The sequence below is a fragment of the Jeotgalibacillus soli genome (assembly GCF_000829435.1).
GTDB lineage: Bacteria > Bacillota > Bacilli > Bacillales > Jeotgalibacillaceae > Jeotgalibacillus > Jeotgalibacillus soli.
Genome location: NZ_JXRP01000009.1, coordinates 763,907 through 781,716, shown reverse-complemented (window position 1 = coordinate 781,716; position 17,810 = coordinate 763,907). Strand labels below are relative to the sequence as shown.

19 protein-coding genes are annotated in these 17,810 nt (G+C 41.4%); all 19 read right to left on the bottom strand.

Features of this window, described 5'->3' with window-relative positions; genetic code table 11:
• Nucleotides 1-54 precede the first annotated feature (54 nt).
• A complete protein-coding gene (locus KP78_RS06685; protein ID WP_041087630.1) occupies nt 55-882 on the bottom strand; it encodes a DUF1028 domain-containing protein in 828 nt (275 codons plus the stop codon).
• Between the two features lie 90 nt (nt 883-972).
• Nucleotides 973-1,506: a chromate transporter gene (locus KP78_RS06680; RefSeq protein ID WP_041087260.1), complete on the bottom strand. Its 534-nt coding sequence runs from the start codon at nt 1,504-1,506 to the stop codon at nt 973-975.
• Nucleotides 1,503-2,099, bottom strand: coding sequence for a chromate transporter (locus KP78_RS06675; RefSeq protein ID WP_041087258.1), 597 nt, complete (start codon nt 2,097-2,099; stop codon nt 1,503-1,505). The genes KP78_RS06680 and KP78_RS06675 overlap by 4 nt, the downstream gene beginning before the upstream one ends.
• 41 nt (nt 2,100-2,140) lie before the next feature.
• Nucleotides 2,141-3,751 (bottom strand): gamma-glutamyltransferase family protein, encoded by a 1,611-nt coding sequence (locus KP78_RS06670; RefSeq protein WP_041087256.1) that lies wholly within the window; start codon nt 3,749-3,751, stop codon nt 2,141-2,143.
• A gap of 240 nt (nt 3,752-3,991) precedes the next feature.
• Nucleotides 3,992-5,098, bottom strand: a complete 1,107-nt coding sequence (locus KP78_RS06665) for a YecA family protein (protein ID WP_235420857.1) — start codon at nt 5,096-5,098, stop codon at nt 3,992-3,994.
• Between the two features lie 157 nt (nt 5,099-5,255).
• On the bottom strand, nt 5,256-5,831 hold the full coding sequence (hpf, locus tag KP78_RS06660; protein WP_041087251.1) for a ribosome hibernation-promoting factor, HPF/YfiA family: 576 nt from the start codon (nt 5,829-5,831) through the stop codon (nt 5,256-5,258).
• 201 nt (nt 5,832-6,032) lie between these two features.
• Nucleotides 6,033-6,155: an ATP-binding protein gene (locus KP78_RS20585; protein WP_422723693.1), complete on the bottom strand. Its 123-nt coding sequence runs from the start codon at nt 6,153-6,155 to the stop codon at nt 6,033-6,035.
• A 45-nt stretch (nt 6,156-6,200) separates the two neighbouring features.
• Complete coding sequence (gene fliT / locus KP78_RS06655; protein ID WP_041087249.1) at nt 6,201-6,554, bottom strand: flagellar protein FliT; 354 nt, start codon at nt 6,552-6,554, stop codon at nt 6,201-6,203.
• Entirely contained in the window at nt 6,554-6,955 is a 402-nt protein-coding gene (fliS, locus tag KP78_RS06650) for a flagellar export chaperone FliS (RefSeq protein ID WP_041087247.1), read from the bottom strand. The genes fliT and fliS overlap by 1 nt, the downstream gene beginning before the upstream one ends.
• A gap of 76 nt (nt 6,956-7,031) precedes the next feature.
• Nucleotides 7,032-9,113 carry a flagellar filament capping protein FliD gene (gene fliD, locus KP78_RS06645; protein WP_052474654.1) on the bottom strand — a complete coding sequence of 694 codons (2,082 nt, stop codon included), beginning with the start codon at nt 9,111-9,113 and terminating at the stop codon, nt 7,032-7,034.
• Nucleotides 9,114-9,224: 111 nt separating this feature from the next.
• A complete protein-coding gene (locus KP78_RS18545) occupies nt 9,225-9,599 on the bottom strand; it encodes a flagellar protein FlaG (protein WP_052474653.1) in 375 nt (124 codons plus the stop codon).
• 91 nt (nt 9,600-9,690) lie between these two features.
• Nucleotides 9,691-10,836 carry a UDP-4-amino-4,6-dideoxy-N-acetyl-beta-L-altrosamine transaminase gene (gene pseC, locus KP78_RS06635; RefSeq protein WP_041087246.1) on the bottom strand — a complete coding sequence of 382 codons (1,146 nt, stop codon included), beginning with the start codon at nt 10,834-10,836 and terminating at the stop codon, nt 9,691-9,693.
• A gap of 12 nt (nt 10,837-10,848) precedes the next feature.
• Complete coding sequence (gene pseI, locus KP78_RS06630; protein WP_041087245.1) at nt 10,849-11,895, bottom strand: pseudaminic acid synthase; 1,047 nt, start codon at nt 11,893-11,895, stop codon at nt 10,849-10,851.
• Between the two features lie 10 nt (nt 11,896-11,905).
• The gene (gene pseG / locus KP78_RS06625) at nt 11,906-12,919 is read right to left on the bottom strand and encodes a UDP-2,4-diacetamido-2,4,6-trideoxy-beta-L-altropyranose hydrolase (RefSeq protein WP_041087243.1); all 1,014 of its coding nucleotides are present in this window, start codon (nt 12,917-12,919) and stop codon (nt 11,906-11,908) included.
• A 1-nt stretch (nt 12,920) separates the two neighbouring features.
• Complete coding sequence (locus KP78_RS06620; protein WP_041087242.1) at nt 12,921-13,643, bottom strand: cytidylyltransferase domain-containing protein; 723 nt, start codon at nt 13,641-13,643, stop codon at nt 12,921-12,923.
• On the bottom strand, nt 13,640-14,179 hold the full coding sequence (gene pseH, locus KP78_RS06615) for a UDP-4-amino-4,6-dideoxy-N-acetyl-beta-L-altrosamine N-acetyltransferase (protein WP_041087240.1): 540 nt from the start codon (nt 14,177-14,179) through the stop codon (nt 13,640-13,642). Before pseH ends, KP78_RS06620 begins: the two co-directional genes overlap by 4 nt.
• Nucleotides 14,176-15,378 carry an acyl-CoA reductase gene (locus KP78_RS06610; RefSeq protein WP_041087238.1) on the bottom strand — a complete coding sequence of 401 codons (1,203 nt, stop codon included), beginning with the start codon at nt 15,376-15,378 and terminating at the stop codon, nt 14,176-14,178. Before KP78_RS06610 ends, pseH begins: the two co-directional genes overlap by 4 nt.
• A complete protein-coding gene (locus tag KP78_RS06605; protein WP_041087236.1) occupies nt 15,378-16,448 on the bottom strand; it encodes a LuxE/PaaK family acyltransferase in 1,071 nt (356 codons plus the stop codon). Before KP78_RS06605 ends, KP78_RS06610 begins: the two co-directional genes overlap by 1 nt.
• Nucleotides 16,445-17,803: an AMP-binding protein gene (locus KP78_RS06600; RefSeq protein ID WP_041087234.1), complete on the bottom strand. Its 1,359-nt coding sequence runs from the start codon at nt 17,801-17,803 to the stop codon at nt 16,445-16,447. Before KP78_RS06600 ends, KP78_RS06605 begins: the two co-directional genes overlap by 4 nt.
• Nucleotides 17,804-17,810: the final 7 nt, after the last annotated feature.

The window sequence follows — 17,810 nt, the reverse complement described above, 5'->3', positions numbered from 1 at the left end:
GGTCATTCTCACAAGAAAATCGGCATTCTCTGCAATTGAGAACACCGATTTTCGTTAAGAGCGTGTCATATGTTCAAGTACGTCCAGGTCAATAAATCCGTCTTCCTGAGCTCGCATTTCAAAATTTTCGGTGTGGAGATAGTCCTTGAAAGTATGCAGTAATGGCTGATCTTCTTTTTTATAGCCAAGTCTCGTCAGCTGGTGATCAAGTGTTTCAGCTATTTGTTCTTCGATTGGTACAATTCTGTCTTTCTTCGATTTTGAAAAGTAAAGCTGGTGAATTCGATGAATACGGATGAGCTCATCAACCGGGGTCTTATGATCATCCACTCGAAGATCAATAAAACGATCACTAAAACCACCGTATCCCCCTGCTTTCTTTACGACCAGAAGCGCCGCAGACTGCTGTCCTCTTGAATCGCCGCCTGCCTGTTGACCTGCAGCCAATGAGGCAAGCAATCGATCTGCTAATGTCCCTTCCGTTTCTTCAAATGTCTTTGCCATCGCTTCGACTGTACCAGCAATTAGTATATTTCCTTGTACAGCATAATGCTTTCCTGTTATTCCTCCTGCCCAATCATAGCATTTCTCTCCTGTATAGGTTGCCGCATTCCCCTGGCCATCAATCATTCCAACCTGGCGTAAAGCTCGATCTTCATCTATAGAAGTCAGTAGATCAATCGTTTCCTGCGCACTTTTTCCTGAAGACATATGCTCCATCCCTTCAGGACCATAAGATGTGTTTGCATAAGACTGTGTCGCAACAGCACCAACACCTGCAACAGCAAAAGGAACAACTGCCCCAACAGCCAAAAATTTCGACTGCGTTGCCACACCCCATTCTTTCTCAACCGGATCATACCCCACAATTGAATACGTGATCTTCCACACTCCTTTTTTTGCTTTAGTTCACTGAAGGGGACTAAAGCGTCAATACCTCCTTGTCCCTGCTGCATTTTGCTGTTCGCTGAATCAGCTTCCAAGGAAAATTGCACCATAAAGCAGTGCACCTGCAATGACAATAGCCGGATGCACTTTAAAGCGCTCCATCAGCACAAAGCTGATGACTGCAAGAACAATGGTCTGAGTCGTGCCTGTTGCTTCGATTGCATCTGCAAAAAATCCCCATGTCATCACGCCAAGAAGGACCGCAATAGTCGGCCTAACGAGCGTAGACATTTGTTTGACACGCGGCGAGTCCTTGAATTTCATTATTAAGCCAAGGAGGAGGACCATTAATATAAGAGATGGAGCGACAGTAGCGAATAATGCAACTCCGGCACCAAGCACTCCGCCTTCCATAAAGCCGATATAGCCAGCCATTTTTGTCGCAATCGGACCTGGCAAGGAATTGCCAAGTGCAAGCACCTCACTGAATTCCTGTGTGGTCATCCAACCATATCTTCCGACCACTTCATTTTCAACAAGCGGAATAGACGCTGGTCCTCCGCCGTAGCCGAGTATACCTGGGATAAAAAAAGCTAAGAAAAGCTCCCAATAAATCACTGTGTGTCACCTCCTGACACTTGTCCAGCAGGCGGTGTTTCTTTTTTCTTTTCTTTACCAAAAATCAGTGCATACAAAAGAAGGGATAAAATAAGAATGGCAGGGTGAACATTCAACCACTCCAACAAGAATAAGCTTGCAGCAATCATCACCACAGTCAGTACCCAGCCAAATGAACTTTTCGATTTTTTCACGAAATCCCAGGCCAGGACAGCAAGCATTACCCCAACAACCGGAACTACAGCCTGTGACATGCCGTTCACCCACGGTCGGTCTTTGTATGTATTTAAAACGGTCAGCAGAAGGATCATCGCAACGACGGTTGGCACAGTTGTCGCGACCACAGCATTGATCATGCCGAACACACCCCCGACCCGGTATCCAATATATCCCGCCATTTTTGTCGCAATTGGACCTGGCATAGCATTTCCAAGCGCAAGCACGTCGGAAAATTCATCCTTGTCCATCCATTTGTAGTGTTCTACCACTTCCTTATGCACGAGAGGAATGGAAGATGGACCGCCCCCAAACCCAAAGATACCTACTCTAAAAAACGCCAAAAATAACTTGCCTTGCTTTCCTCCATCAACCATAAAAATCCTTCAACTCCAATTAGCCGTTCAATTCTGCCAAGTTACCAGGCAGCAATATGTCCGTCCGTTCTTGATTCTGTCCCCCCGCGCAACACACTCGTTTCAGGGTCACGCCAAATGATCTGTCCCCGTCCGAAAGCTCCTCCATCATTCATCACCTGAATGTTATGTCCCTTTCTTACGAGCGCTTGAACTAGATGGTTCGGGAAGGACGGCTCTACTTGAATATTTGTGCCATTTGTCCACTGCCAGCGCGGCGCATCTAGTGCCGCCTGAGGATTTAAGTGAAAATCAATTGTATTTGTCATTACCTGAAAATGTCCCTGCGGCTGCATATAGCCACCCATCACGCCAAATGGCCCCACCGCCTTGCCGTCTTTTGTTAAAAAGCCCGGTATAATCGTATGATAAGTGCGTTTTCCTGGCTTCAAGGCATTTGGATGCTCAGGATCCAAGCTAAAATCATGACCGCGATTTTGCAGTGAAATGCCTGTCCCCGGAATCACAATCCCCGAGCCGAAGCCCATATAATTACTTTGTATGTATGAAATCATATTCCCTTCATCATCCGCCGCAGCAAGATACACCGTCCCCCCCTTTGGCAGCTCGATCGGCGTAGGATTCATCGCCCCGTCCCCGATTGCAGCGCGGCGCTTATCCGCATACGCTTGCGACAGCAGTTCTTCTTTAGAAATTGGCATATCTTCTGGCTCAGTAATAAATGCTTTGCCATCTGCAAATGCCAGCTTCATCGCTTCAATCTGTTTATGATAGGTTTCAGCACTTTGGAATTCATTAAATTCAAAGCCCTGTGCAATATTCAGCGCCATCAATGCAATCATTCCTTGACCGTTAGGAGGAATCTCCCACACCTCATAGCCTCGGTAGTTAACAGAAATTGGATCTACCCATTGCGGCGTAAAAGCAGCCAAATCCTCTTTTGATAAAAACCCGTTGTGTTCCTTCATGAAGGTATCGATTTTTTCCGCAAGCTCACCCTTATAAAAACTTTCACTCTTTGTATCTGCAATGGAGTGAAGAGTTTCTGCGTGTCCTTTAGATGACCACATTTCTCCAATCTCAGGTGCCACACCATTTGGGGTAAACGTATCGAACCACGGCTTAAATTCTTCTCCTTTAAAAATCTCTATGTACCTTTTCGTTGCAAGCTGCCAATACTTCCCTAGAACTGGTGAAAGGGGATAGCCTTCTTCAGCAAGGCGAATCGCAGGTGCTAACACATCCGCTAAAGGCAGTTTGCCGAATCGCTCAGATAATGACGCCCATGCGGCTGGAACACCTGGAACTGTAACAGGTATAACACCGTGCATCGGCATTTTTTCATGTCCTTTATTTTTCAATGCATCAATGGAAATATTTTGTGGGGCAGGTCCGCTGCTATTCAGGCCGTGAAGCTTGTCCTTCACCCATACTAGAGCAAATGCATCCCCGCCAATCCCATTCGAGGTTGGTTCCACAACTGTTAATGCTGCAGCTGTCGCAATTGCCGCATCAATTGCATTTCCTCCTTTTTGCATTACCTCAAGCCCCGCCTGAGCAGCAAGCGGCTGTGATGTCGCCACCATTCCTCTTTTTGCGAATACGGTCTGGCGCTGTGATGCAAAAGGATGATACAAATAATCCGTTGACATACTATTCACTCCCCATGTAAGTCCCTATTAATCAATAGGCACCTCCTTATTTCGTATATCAAAAATAATCTCTTCCTATTATATTGCAAATCTTACAAAAATTCTATTGTCCATGCTATCTTTAATAAAGGCTTAAAGTAAAAGAAGCTAATTCTTTACTCTTAAAAAACACTAAATTATCACCCTATTTTTCATATAAAATTAGAGAGACCGCCCAATGACAGTCTCTCCGCTAATTTATTATTCAGCTTCTGATTGGTCCTGCAGCGCCTTAAGCTCCCGCTGGAACCACGCATCAATTTTCCTTACAGTCGAGGATACACTTGCTGCAGGCATGTCAAATGCTTCGCCCGCTTCTTTTTGAGATATTTCATCAGTTGCATGCTGTCCCATTAAATACGTAATAGCAGCCGCATACGTTTGCGGCTTACGAATGCGTGAACCATGCTCTGCAAAATAGCTCGCTGCTAAATGACAGGCAAAAAGTGCAAGATTCTCGTCTCCACGATCATCCCAAAACGTCTTTAACTTCTTGATTGTCTCGCTTTGATCCGTTTTTTCAACGCTTTCTGTCATCGCTTCTAGCCAATTCTCTTCATTTTCTGAAGAAGAGCGCTCCACTAATGTCCGAATCAATTCTACCAATGTATTCGTTTCAAGCCATTTCGAACGATCCATTGCTTCAATCCCAAGCTTCGAAATTTGATTTATGATTGCAGTACGATCTTCCTTCGTATAAACTGCCGGGAACATAAAACCATAAGGAATCCACTTATTTTCAAACGGAAGCAGTACCGCAAACAAATAATCTATCGGTGCCCACTGATGAAATTCCGGTAAAATGACCGTGTATTCCGCTCCATCAGTCAAGTCCTTCAGTACAATCTCACGCGTTGACTCTTCCATATAGATGACCTCACCAATAACCGGCCTAGGCTCATGCCATGATTCCATCAAATCCCGCATTCTAGGACGCTCAGTTGTCTCTTGTCGATCATGTAAAAAAGCAGACCAGTGCGTCGCTTCATCTGACTTGCGCAAACCGAACATAAACGTTAAAAAGACCGTTAAAAACTGAGGCTCTTCAAAGGATTTCGACAGTGTCTCCACTGCATATGTTAAATCTTCCCGATATGTACCTTGCTCAGGAACCATTCGTTCATTGAGAAATTGGAGCTGCTGATCCATTTGCTCAGTTATCAGGATATCCTGGATTGATACCATTTGTTGATTGGCATGACACTTTTTATATTTTTTTCCGCTTCCACATGGACACGGTTCATTTCTACCTACCACTTGCATTCTGGCACTTCCTTTATCACATTGTTCTAGCGTACATTGTACCATGTTACAGCAAAAAGTAAAAAATCGCTCCCAGTTTCTCGGAGCGATTGCTTTATTTATAGAATGACTCTGTTAAACTAGCGTGGCGATTTCCGCTTCAGGCGTTCGCTTTCCGCTCCAATCAACAATTGGTTTTAACATGGCCTAAAGAATAATAGAATTAAACTTCTGTCTCAATTAAACCGTATTTTCCATCTCGACGTTTATAGACGATATTTGTGCCATTGGATTCTGCATCCGTGTAAACATAGAAGCTGTGACCAAGCATATTCATTTGCAAAACGGCTTCTTCACTGTCCATCGGCTTCAGATTAAATGTCTTTGTACGAACAATATCCATGTCATTATCCGTATCCTCATCAACAGCAGTAGCTGCTGTCCCATTCAATATGCCATCAAATGCGGCAAAGAATTCTTGCTCATTTCCTTTTTCTCGGAATTTGCGATTCACTTTTGTTTTGTGTTTACGAATCTGGCGCTCTAGTTTATCAACAATCAAATCAATCGCTGCGTACATTTCTTCGTGACGTTCCTCTGCACGAAGCGTTAATCTTGGCATCGGGATGGTTACTTCCACTTTTGTCTGTTTATCATTGTACACCTTTAAATTGACATGCACATTCGCATCAGGTGTATCGTTAAAATACCGCTCTAGCTTATCAATCTTCTTTTCCACATACTCGCGGATTGCTGGAGTTACCTCAATGTTCTCGCCTCTGATGTTGTAGTTTAACATATAAACTCCTCCTTTAATAAAGCTATACTGCTTAATTCTCTTTTACCCTTCCAAACTCCTTCTTAATCTAAAAATTTTATTGAATTTTTTTAAAAAATTTAGGGAATGGTGGGAGGTTGTGTCAAATCGTGTAGATTGTTTTTGGCAAGTAAAAAATCTTTGAAACGGCTGCTAAAAATGTACCACTTGCTAAAATCTTTCCTACTTTTGTAATAATGACTCTCTATAACGATGACTATCACCATTAAATACCACCAAGTGAGAGTGGTAGATTAGTCGGTCAATGACTGCTTTACAGAGTATTTCTAATTGAAAAGCACACATTAAAAATCCACCAGTGATACCGATCCTGGTGGATTTTTTGATAAATTACTTTCTCTTGTCATAAAAAGCACCATCGGTCCCACGATGTCGCGCATAGGGGTCACTGTATTGATTCGTGTGCTTTTTCTTTTTATTTTGTAGCTGAATATCTTTTTTTACATCGTTAAAGGATTGCTGAATGAAATGAGTTATCGTTTCATTCAATTGAAAAATCCTTTTAACAATAGTATGTTCCTCATCGGTTTTAGGAGGATTCAATTTTTTAAGTAACAACTCACGAGCTTGATGAAAACGATCAATTCTTGCGATAACGTCTTCCCGTTTAGCAGATTGAGCTTCGTCGTTGGCATAATACAAAAACTGTTGATGCAAAGCATACAACTCCTTAAGCACCGACATTATGCCTGTCCACTTTGCCCAAATTGTTTTTGACGATTAAGTTGAATTGCTTCCTTCCATGTATCACGTATGTCCGTCATAAGACCTTCTGCCTCTTCAAGCGCTCGCATGTCGTTGTTGATATTTGCATCTATGAGCCGACGATTTATATAGTCATAAATTCGCAGGAAATTTTTAGAAATTTCCACATTCATATCAAGTTTAACCATCAATTCATGTACAATGTCCTGAGTACGGCCAATTAATCGATTTTTTTCTTGAAAGTTCTTTTTTTCAATCTCGATTTTTGCCTGTTTCATAAACTTTAAGCTGCCATTATAAAGCATTAATGTTAATTCAGCAGGTGATGCTGTTGTGACTGAATTATTCTGATATTTACTATAAGGATTAGATACACTCACTTGGTTTTAGTCACTCCTCTATTTACTAGGGAAAATATGCAATGAATAGAAATTCTTTATAGACGAAGATCCATTTTTATTGTTGTGGTGCCATACCTAGCTGCCCCATCATGAAGTTAAGCTGGTCATTTTGTCGTTGCATAGCTGTTTCAAATGCGGTGAATTGTGTCCAATAGCGGTCTTCTGTTGTCTGCAATCTACGTTCAAAATCACTAATGCGTTTATCCATGTCATTAATACTTCGTCCCATGGTGAAGGATGCATTAGGACGCATGCCATTTCCAGCATGTTCAGTAATACTTGTTACAGCGGTAGTAATGGTGTCTCTAAGAGTGTTTGCAATCCCCGGGGCATCTCCATCATTACTGGCAAAGATTTGATAAACAGATTCAGCATCTTGTTCAAGAGCCGTACGAAGTTTATCTTCATTGATTTCCAGCCTTCCGCCTTCCATGTAATTACGAGTGGTTGTGATCCCAATTTGTGTGAGTTGTGTGAAGTCTCCTCCTGTATTGACAGATCGGTAAAAATTCGAACGCATTCCATCCACCGCACCACGTAAAAATTGATCGTTACGCAGCATCCCGCTCCTTGCCTCTTTTTCCCATTTTTCAATTTCTTTTTCTGAAAGCTCTGCACGTTGTTCATCATAAAGCGGTTTATAATCACGGTTTACATTCTCACGAAGCTTTCCATTCATTTCACCAATCAGTTCATTGTACTGATTGACAAATTTTTTGATTGCTTCAACGGCGCTGTCCGTATTATTCGCAGATGATAGTGTCACGGCACCTTCGGCTTCTGTAAATGTATCTTTCAGCGTAAATGTCATACCGTTTATAGTAAAGTTATTTGATGTTCTTTCAGTTTCAAGACCGTTTAGTTGAAACTTTGCATTTGTTCCACCTTGTTCAGGATTTGTCAATTTTAATACATTTTCAAAGAAAGCATCTCCGGTAAAAGACATTTCTGCACCAGCTGTATTAAAATCTCCTGTTTCTGTTCTTGTAATCGATACTTTATCCATTGTAGAATCATAAAACATACTAACACCAATACCTGAGTTATTAATTTGAGAGATTACACTATTAAAGGTTACTCCAGCGTTAAATTTAAAAGTCTTTTGAACAGGTCCGTTTTCTTGATGCACCGTCATCTTTGCCTCTAGGTATTCGTGACTATACATGGCACTGACTTCTGTATTAGCTGCTAAAGGTTCTCCAAACGTCATCTTACCTTCTCTGTCAACCGAAAATTCATTCGCTAATAAAGTCCCGCCATCTGTTCTAAGTGTTAATGTTCGCTCATTTGAATATGTGATCTGTCCATCGGCAGCTGTTGTGTAGTCACGTACAATAATCTGGTTATTCTCAAAGCTAACTGGACCTTGCTGTCGAAGTTGTAGTGTACTTGTAGATTGGTTTCCAGTACGCAACGTATCTTTTTGGAGGTAATCATAGCTAATTGAGATTGAATCTCCAGCTGCTAACGTTTTGCCAAAAGTTAATGCTCCAGTTGTAGCATCAAGCCTTACATCACTCTGTCCAAGCGCTGCATTTGGATCTGTTACTAATGTATAATTAACACCGTTTACAGAAATAGCTGGTTCTGCAGCAGCTTTAAACTGAATTTCTCCACCATTTGTGAGGGTCGAAAGTTTAAATTTATTTCCAGAAGTTTCTACTTTAAGCTCTTCAGTTACACCGGTTCCAGTACCACTTGACGTAGATTTAAATAATAGACCAGTACCCATTGCATCGCGCTGTGATGAGAGACTCTTTGTTGGGTCAAGCTTAGTTCCCGCTTGCGAAATAGAAACAGCACTCGAATTTGTTGCAGCTGTCGCCAGCTGTGTAACTTTTTGCATTGTATAGGATACGTTGCCTGCAGTAGAGTTTGCCGTAGCTGTTAATCTATCCGGATTACTCGACGTAACGATTTTAGATTGATAGGTACTTTGCAACCGCATGGATAATAGACTATCACGAAAGCTTGTAAGCTTTGTGTTTATCGCCCTGTAATCCTCCTGCCTCCATTGAAGAATCTGCTTGTTTTGTTTAATTCGATCGAGCGGAAGCCTCTCTGCTCTCATTAAACTATCGACAATACTTTGTGTATCCATGCCTGAAGCCATTCCACTAAAACGAATCGTATTCATGATATCCATCCTTTCTTACAACCCGAACTTATATCTATTAATTGTATCGACAGATATAATTAATATTTAATAGTAACAGACCAGATAAGATAAGCTTACTCGTCTGAAGTATTAAGCTTTTTCATCAATCATGAAACCCATATATTCCACCATTTTGGAAACCATATTCAAAAAATCTTCTGATGGTATTTCGCGAATGACTTCTTCTGTTTTTCGGTCGATTATCTGGATGAAATAACGGTCAGTATCATCATGAAGATTAAAGTGCACGGTTGTGTAATTGACTTCAAATAATTTATTTGTTTGGTCAACCTGGCGTTGGAGTTCCTCCAATTTTTCTAAACTGTTATCCCTCTCCTTAGCGTTTTCTACTGCTTCACTTGCAGAATGGATTGGGACACGTGGCATATTAACTTCACGTTCATTCACTATCTTGTTTAGTGTCTCAGGATTTACCGTAACATTTGATGCAACTTGTATCTTCATCATCATCCCTCACTTAACCATTTTTTAATTTATATCGGTTATAGGTGGATACTCTTAAATAGTTGTCTTAGAGAATATATCTGTAAAATATTCAGAGGAGCACCTTATTTACGCTCCTGACAACATCCAAAACATCTTGATCCGTCATTTTCGGATAAATTGGTAATGTAAGTACTGCTTCATACCATTGTTCTGCTTTTGGACAAAGCCCCTTCTTATAACCAAGTTCTTTATAATAAGGATGCCAGTAAACCGGGATATAATGGACATGCACACCAATATTCATTGCTCTTAATTCTTCAAATATCTCTCGTCTTGTCTTTTTCAGCTCATTAAGTGATAGTTTTAACATATATAAATGCCAACCTGATTGTGTTTCTTCTAGCTGGTGTGGTGCTGTTACTATTCCAATTTCACGAAACGCTCTGTTGTAAATCCCTGCTATTTCACGACGTTTTTGTATAAAGGAATCGACCCTGTTAAGCTGTGAAAGACCAAGCGCAGCATGTATATCCGTCATTCGATAATTAAAACCAAGCTGGACCATTTCATAATACCAAGGACCTTCATCCCGTGTTAGATTTTCACTTGTCATCCCATGTGAACGAAACCTCTTAAGTTTCTCATAGAGATCAATGGAGTCTGTTACGATGATACCGCCCTCACCAGAAGTAATAGGTTTAACGGGATGAAAACTAAACATCGTCATATGAGCCTGTGTACCAACTTTTCTTCCTTTGTAATCCGCACCAAAAGAATGAGCACCATCCTCAATCACAATTAATTCGTGATCTTTAGCAATTTCCATAATCGTATCCATATCAGCTGGTTGACCTGTAAAATCAACTGGCATAATCGCTTTAGTTTTAGGAGTGATTTGTCTCTTAATCTCTAAAGGGTCAATATTATAAGTCCGCTCATCAATATCAGCAAAAACAGGTGTGCCTTTACAATATAAAATCGCATTAGATGTTGCAGCAAACGTAATAGGAGTCGTGATTACTTCATCACCCTCACTTATTCCTGCTGCATGACAAGCACCGTGCAAAGCAGCTGTACCGTTCGAAAAAGAGACTGCGTACTTTGCTCCAACATAATCAGCAATTGCTTGTTCAAATTCTGTTACTTTCGGACCCTGTGTTAAATAGGGGGACCTTAAGGTTTTAATCACAGCTTCGATATCTTCTTCATCAATCCATTGCTGACCATAAGGCAAATAAGATTCTCTTTCTTTCATAGGTTTCATTCCTTATAATAAAATCTCCCAGCTGAGAGGGGTTCCTTTTACAACATCATGCTTTACGGTTTTTCCGATAACAAGATCTAAATATTTCGGCGGAAGACCATGCCCTGGACGAATTACACGCACATTTTCTTTCGTTAATAATTCTCCTGCTTTTATATCTTCTCCAATATACAGTGATCGACGATGTTCAAGCGACGGCTTTTCAGCATTGGTTGGCCCATAATGAATATTTCCAAGACTCCTCCATGCACGTTCTGTTTCTTCTGCAAGCATCCTTAGTTCATGCGGTTCCAACGAAAAAGCCGCGTCCACGCCTCCCTCTGCACGCGATACAGTAAAATGCTTTTCCACCACAGCCGCGCCCAGCGTTACTGCGGCAATCGCTGTACCTACACCCATCGTGTGATCAGATAATCCAACCTCTGTTCCGAACAAATCTTTCATATGCGGAATCGTTTCAATATTTGAGTTTTCAGGTGCAGCCGGATATGTACTCGTGCACTTTAATAAAATGATCTGATCATTTCCTTGCGCTCGAACACTCCGAACCGCTTCATCAATCTCCGCGACAGACGCCATACCAGTTGAGATTATAATTGGTTTACCTGTCGCAGCTACTTTTTTGATAAGGGGAATATCCACATTTTCAAATGACGCAATTTTATATGCAGGTACGTCCAGTGTTTCTAAAAAATCAACAGCCGTTTCGTCAAACGGCGAACTGAAAGCTACCATACCGTACTCTTTACAGTGGTCAAAGATTGTTTTATGCCATTCCCAAGGCGTATAAGCCTCTTTATATAAGTTATATAAAGATTGTCCTTTCCACAGGTTTGTATCATTTTCGATTAAAAATTCACCCGTATGGATATCAAGCGTCATCGTATCAGGAGTGTATGTCTGTAATTTCACCGCATCCGCACCCGCTTCTGCCGCCAGTTCTACAAGACGCAGCGCTCGTTCAAGTGATTGATTATGATTGCCAGACATCTCTGCAATAATAAACGGCTTTACTGATTTTCCTATTTTTTTAGTACCGATTTCGATCATTTCCATACCCTCATCCCATGCTAAGAATTCGATCAATCCAAAGATTTGGCCCACTTGGATTATTTGTAAGCTCAAATCCGCTGATACTCATTTTTTTTAGCTCATCCTGCCGATCTTTTAATGATATAAGCAGTCTCTCATACGTCTGTTCTGTCACTTGTTCATGCCAGCCAAGATTCCATATAGCACCTAAAGAAGCAGCCATTTCTGTTGACTCCAGTTGATTCTCCGCAACGATTGTACTTGATGAGGGCAGACCGACATAACAACGTTCCCATGTAGTACTGCCGCCTGCTCCAATTGAAAAATCTGCCAATACCATCAGAGCTGCCAAGTAATCAATCTGGCAATGATAGAAAACCCCTTCTTCTTCACATATACGTTGAATAGTTTTCTTATCAAGATTTCCACTTCCAACAACAACATCAACATGTTCAAAAGAAGTTCTGCCCTGCGATAATGCATTTAATACTTTCATCGTTTCTCCTGTAGGGTCCGTTCCCCCCATAAACACAAGGAGCCTATGCATCTTACCTGTCCGTGACCTCAAATTTATGCGTTCCTTTATAAACTCCTTACGCATGATTAAATAACTCGGTCCGAGCAGCTTCTCACAATGTGCCGGGACGAGCGCATCGTATCGCGTCTTAAAATCTGGCACGACATTTTGATCAATCAGCATATCACAGTCATGCATACGATTCGCCAGATCATCAATGACAACAATTTTCTTGACGAGCGGACGAATTGTTTCTTCCCATTTATAATCTATAATGTAATGATCAATCATGCACAGATTGTACGAGCCGTCCTCAAGAAGGTGTTTTCCATCTTCCTCAGCACTTAAAAGATAAGTTTGAAAACCTGCGTTCTCCACCACTTGAGCTAGATGCCCTGGTAAATCTCGCATAGCAAACATTACGTTGTGTCCTTTTCCCCTTAGCTCTCCTGCTATTGTCAAACATCTCATCACATGCCCGCTGCCAATAGTAACTGAAGCGTCCGTTCTGATTAACACCTTCATATTAAATCACCGGTTTCTGTTCAATATGCTTGTTTAGTACTGCGATTTCTGGATTTTTTAATAAATACTGGATCACTTCTGAGCTTGATACAAGCTCATTTTGAAAATGCTTGGCGACCGTCTTGCACAATTCATAGTCCTCTTCTGTATCTAGCGTTATCCGTAACGAGCTATGATGATGACTCTTTGGCGTTTCATATTCAACCCGTGTAAACTCGTCCCGGAATTCATACGCATAATACGTTACATGCTCTCGATGACGCACTTCTTTTCCTCGCTCGTGAATTGACAATAACGACTTGAATGAAATTAATTCAACAGCCAAACCGCGCGGCAGCTCACCAACCAAATCAACAATATCCACCTGTTCACGTTCCATCAGCATTACAATTTCATCTGCCATTTCATAATCAACAAATGGACAATCTGATGTCACTCTCATCACATAATCTGGCTTATATTCTTTCGCACATTGAACATAGCGATCCAGCACGTCATCCTCAGATCCACGAAAATATGAAATATTATGTTCTTTGCACCATGCTACGATCTCATCATCCTGCGGTAATACAGATGTTGCCACAATAACATCATGGACATTCTTTATTTGTTTACAACGTTTCGTTACGTAAGATAATACATCTTTATCTCCAAGCGGCTTTAACACTTTACCTGGCAAACGGGATGAGCCCATACGTGCTTGAATAATTACGATTGTTTTCATGCCACCACATCCGCAATATACTTTTTAAACTTCGATCCTGTTTCTTCCCATCGTTCTTTCGTCATTTCGTAAACATAAATATCATGCCAGCGGTCCTTTTTTAAAATATGCTTTTCAAAAAAACCGATTTCACGTGCTCCCTGTTTTACATGCAGCTTGCGGACAGCTTCATTCTCTGCCATTACTTCTCCCATTAACTTTTCAAATCCTAATTCATTGAAAGCATAGTTGTACATATAAGCACCGAGAAAGCCTGCTAACATCGAGAATTTAGGATCGCCAATATAAAAATTCCAGTACGCCCGTTTATGTTTCCAATCAATTGATGTGATCGAAATAAAACCGATAAGTGCATCGCGGTAAGACATCAACCAATAATGGCCATTTTCGTCTTTTCTGATTGATTCCAGCCATATTTTTTGATTGCCGAAATCATATTCAATATCGGTATACATATATTTTGTGACAAAATCGCTTGTACGCCAATCCAGTACAAGCTGTAAATGTTCTTCTTGAACGTGTATCCATTTCATCATATAATCACAACCTCTCTCGTAAAAGATTGCAGAAAGTTTTGCCCATCCCATACACCATCAAAATTCAATGCCTGTCCAATTGGAACAATACGATCAATTCCTCTGGCAGATACAGCTGAGGCAAATTTGATTAATTCTTCTTTTGAATAACCAAAATAGGCAAGTGTCTGATCTTTATCAACAATCGTCGAACTGACACCCCGCAGATCAGAAACTTTGCATTCGAAAAACAGCCCGCCGCCGCAATGACGTTCCCTCACTTTTGCAGGAATGTGATCAAAGAAAATTCGAGAATACGAAATGCCCCTCTGAACCTGTTTCGATTCAGGCTCTGCAGCCAACCATAAACCTGTTGCAAGTTTCTGTACCTGTACCGCCGCCATCAGCTCATATTCTTTTTCATGCACGATCCTTTCAAATGAAGGCCAAAATTCTCTCTGTGAAGATTCAACTGCTTCGTCTGTTCCTGTCCATATAATCAATCTTGGTGATGAGCATGCCATCTGGTCAAACCAGAAAGAATCATTATAAAACTGTTGAAGAAGCTGCTGTTTCTCTTCTTGATTAGCATTCATCACTACTTCCGCATTCAACACCGCAAGTGAAAAACGATCCGGAAAAACAAGTTCGTTCGCCATTGGTGCCAGCGGGATTTTCCGAATTGCTTTAACCGTCTCGTCCCCTCCCCACACAACACGCGTATGGCATCTTTCCGATAAATAAGCAGTTACGTGATCATCATGTCCATACGTAAGCAACATCGTCCGTTCCGCCACAGCGGCATGCTCCGGATCCTGAAGTATCTCCATCATGACCGACAACAATTCATTTGTCTGCGGCTGCTCTTTACTTGATAAGCGGAGCACATTCCGGTTCCCTGCTAAAAGCGACAGCATCCAAGAATAAACAAAGATTGTATCAACATTTGACGGAGCCAGATGAAAGATTGTCCCTCTCGCACGAATAAACTGCCCATTTGTCCGTTCATGCCATGATTCCTTCATTTCATGTATATGGGCTTTGCGCAGCCAATAACCGAGCGCCATAAGCTCTGGATAATGACGAAGCCGCAAAAATCTCTTTGACAGTCCCTGCACAAATAACAGTACATCCGGATGAAATGGTGTCAGCAATTCTTTTTTTTGCATATTGTTCAAGATTGTTTTCCAATCATTAGATTCAGGCCAAAAAAGACGCATTAGCCATTCCCTCCTCTCTGTCCAAGGGCAAACGTATCACTGCACCCACGCAATTCCGCTTTTGGAATCCGTCCCGCTACTTCAAAGTATTTTCCTTTCCAGCCGCACAGACAATCATCTTCTCCTAAAATAGTGCCGAGATCTTCTGTCAACAAGCTGTGGCCCGGATAGCTTTTTGGCAGCACACTCATGACTTGAATCAATCCTTGACTGCCATATGGAATCGGATCAAACGTGATCGGATCACGAATGATCACATCTGCATATTTTGGCGTATGCAAATGCCCTTGTGCACATTCTATAAAAATGGAACCGACCTGTTCAACCATGCCATAATAATTATGGATATGACGAATACCCATCTGCTCAAACAGCTTCTTTTTAAATGTATTGGCATCAACAGCCTCTTCCTGAAGCTTTTTCCAGCCACCGCCGTGAATAAGTACACTGTCGCCCATATCAACCTTTATACATCGCCTCACCGATTCCTGATAAACATACTTCCAGATCATAAATGTGAAGCCAAACAGCATAATTTTAGAGCCTTTATGCTTCTCCAAAAAATCCTCTAAACCAGACCAATCCATTGTCATATCATCATTCAATGCATAAAAGTGCTTCCGGCCAAATGTGGAAAAGCCGAGTATTCCCGCTCCGCGTGCACTAAAGGAACGACGGTCTTTCAACACTGACTTTGTGTCTAAAATAATCATCGGAAGCCGCTTTCCGCCAAGCACCGGCCTCATCACATCCACCAATGCTTTCGCCTGGCTGACTGCCGTTTCTTTATCCAGATAAATTTTCGACACTTGCTGGCCTGTCGTTCCGCTTGATGTAAGTACTTTAACAACCTGCGCCTGTGAAACGGACATAAGGTCCATTAATTTAAATAGCTGTACAGGCAAATAAGGAACCTCTCCAAGAGATTTAGCGAGCATAAATCCTCTGCTTTTTTCAATCATTGCCTTGTATGCATTACTGTTTTTCACATGATGCACTGTCAAATCATTTAACTTCTCAAGCAGATATATTTCTTTTTCCTTTTTTTTCAATTCATATGGATAGATCATTTAAAACCATCCTTTATCGCTGCATAATCTGTTTTTCCATTCGACGTGCGTGGAATAGATTCCATAACATGAATCCGAAAAGCGGATTTATGCAATTTATACACCGAATCCAAACATGATTGCACAACTCTTTTTGCCTCTTCTGATTCTACCGCGACAATCAGCCAGTCGTCGGTTCCAGTACATGCGACTGCCGCCTGAAGCTCCGACTCCAATCTTTTTTCTACCTCATCCAAATTCACACGCAGGCCAAACAATTTCACAAACCGCTTAATACGCCCAGTAATTGTGTAAAAACCATCTTCATCAACCATTGCTGTATCACCCGTATGAAGAACCCCATGAAGTTCATCGCCTTTTCTCAAATCTTCCAGGCATTCTGCGTACCCCATCATCACATTCGACCCTTTATAAATGAGCTCCTCTGTTTCCCGATCAATTTCAAACGAACCGCCTGGAATTGGAACACCAATCGAACCTGTCTTCTCGAGCAGTCGATCCGGAGGAATATAGGACATACGCGGTGATGCTTCAGTCTGTCCATACATGACATAAAACCGCTTATCATGATCTGCCGCATATTCACCAAACATTTTCACCAATCGCTCATCCAACCGGCCGCCTGCCTGCGTATATGAACGTAAATGGGGAAGATTCATTTTAAAAAATCCAATTCGCTGCAGCATTTGATAGGTAAATGGTACACCTGCAAATGACGTCGCTTTCTGTTCCTGGAAGAAAGGCCAAAAGGATTTTGCCATTATACTTTCATCCGTCAATAATACAGTCGCACCTGCAGCCAAATGACTATTTATAATCGACAAACCGTACGAATACGAAATTGGTAAATTCAGAACACCGCGTTCAACGGCATCAAGATGCAAATACTCCACAATTGATTCGGCATTAGATTGAATATTGTCATATGATAAACGAACAAACTTTCTGCTTCCTGTTGTTCCAGAAGTACTGAGTAATACTGCCAAATCAGGATGAATGTTTGCAGATACAGGAACACTTCTTATCCAAAGCGCTTCCCCTGCACTTTCATACTCCCCCATGTTTATTGATCCATAAATCCATTTAGGTTTATAAGTGTCGATAATACCTTTTAAAAGTTTTCTGTCCATTTCTACGCTTAAAAGCATGACTGCCTGGCTTGATTGTAATGCAGCAAGATATGTTACAAGCACATCATAGTTATTTTTACAAAGAATCAGAACAAGCTGTTTATTATTTTCATTGAACTTCCATTTTCTCTGTTCTACCGCCTCTTCCAAATCCATGTATGTATAGGATTGATCAGGCATTACTACTGCCTGTCCTGCTCGACCAGTGAAGTTCCAGAACCTCATAGCCCTC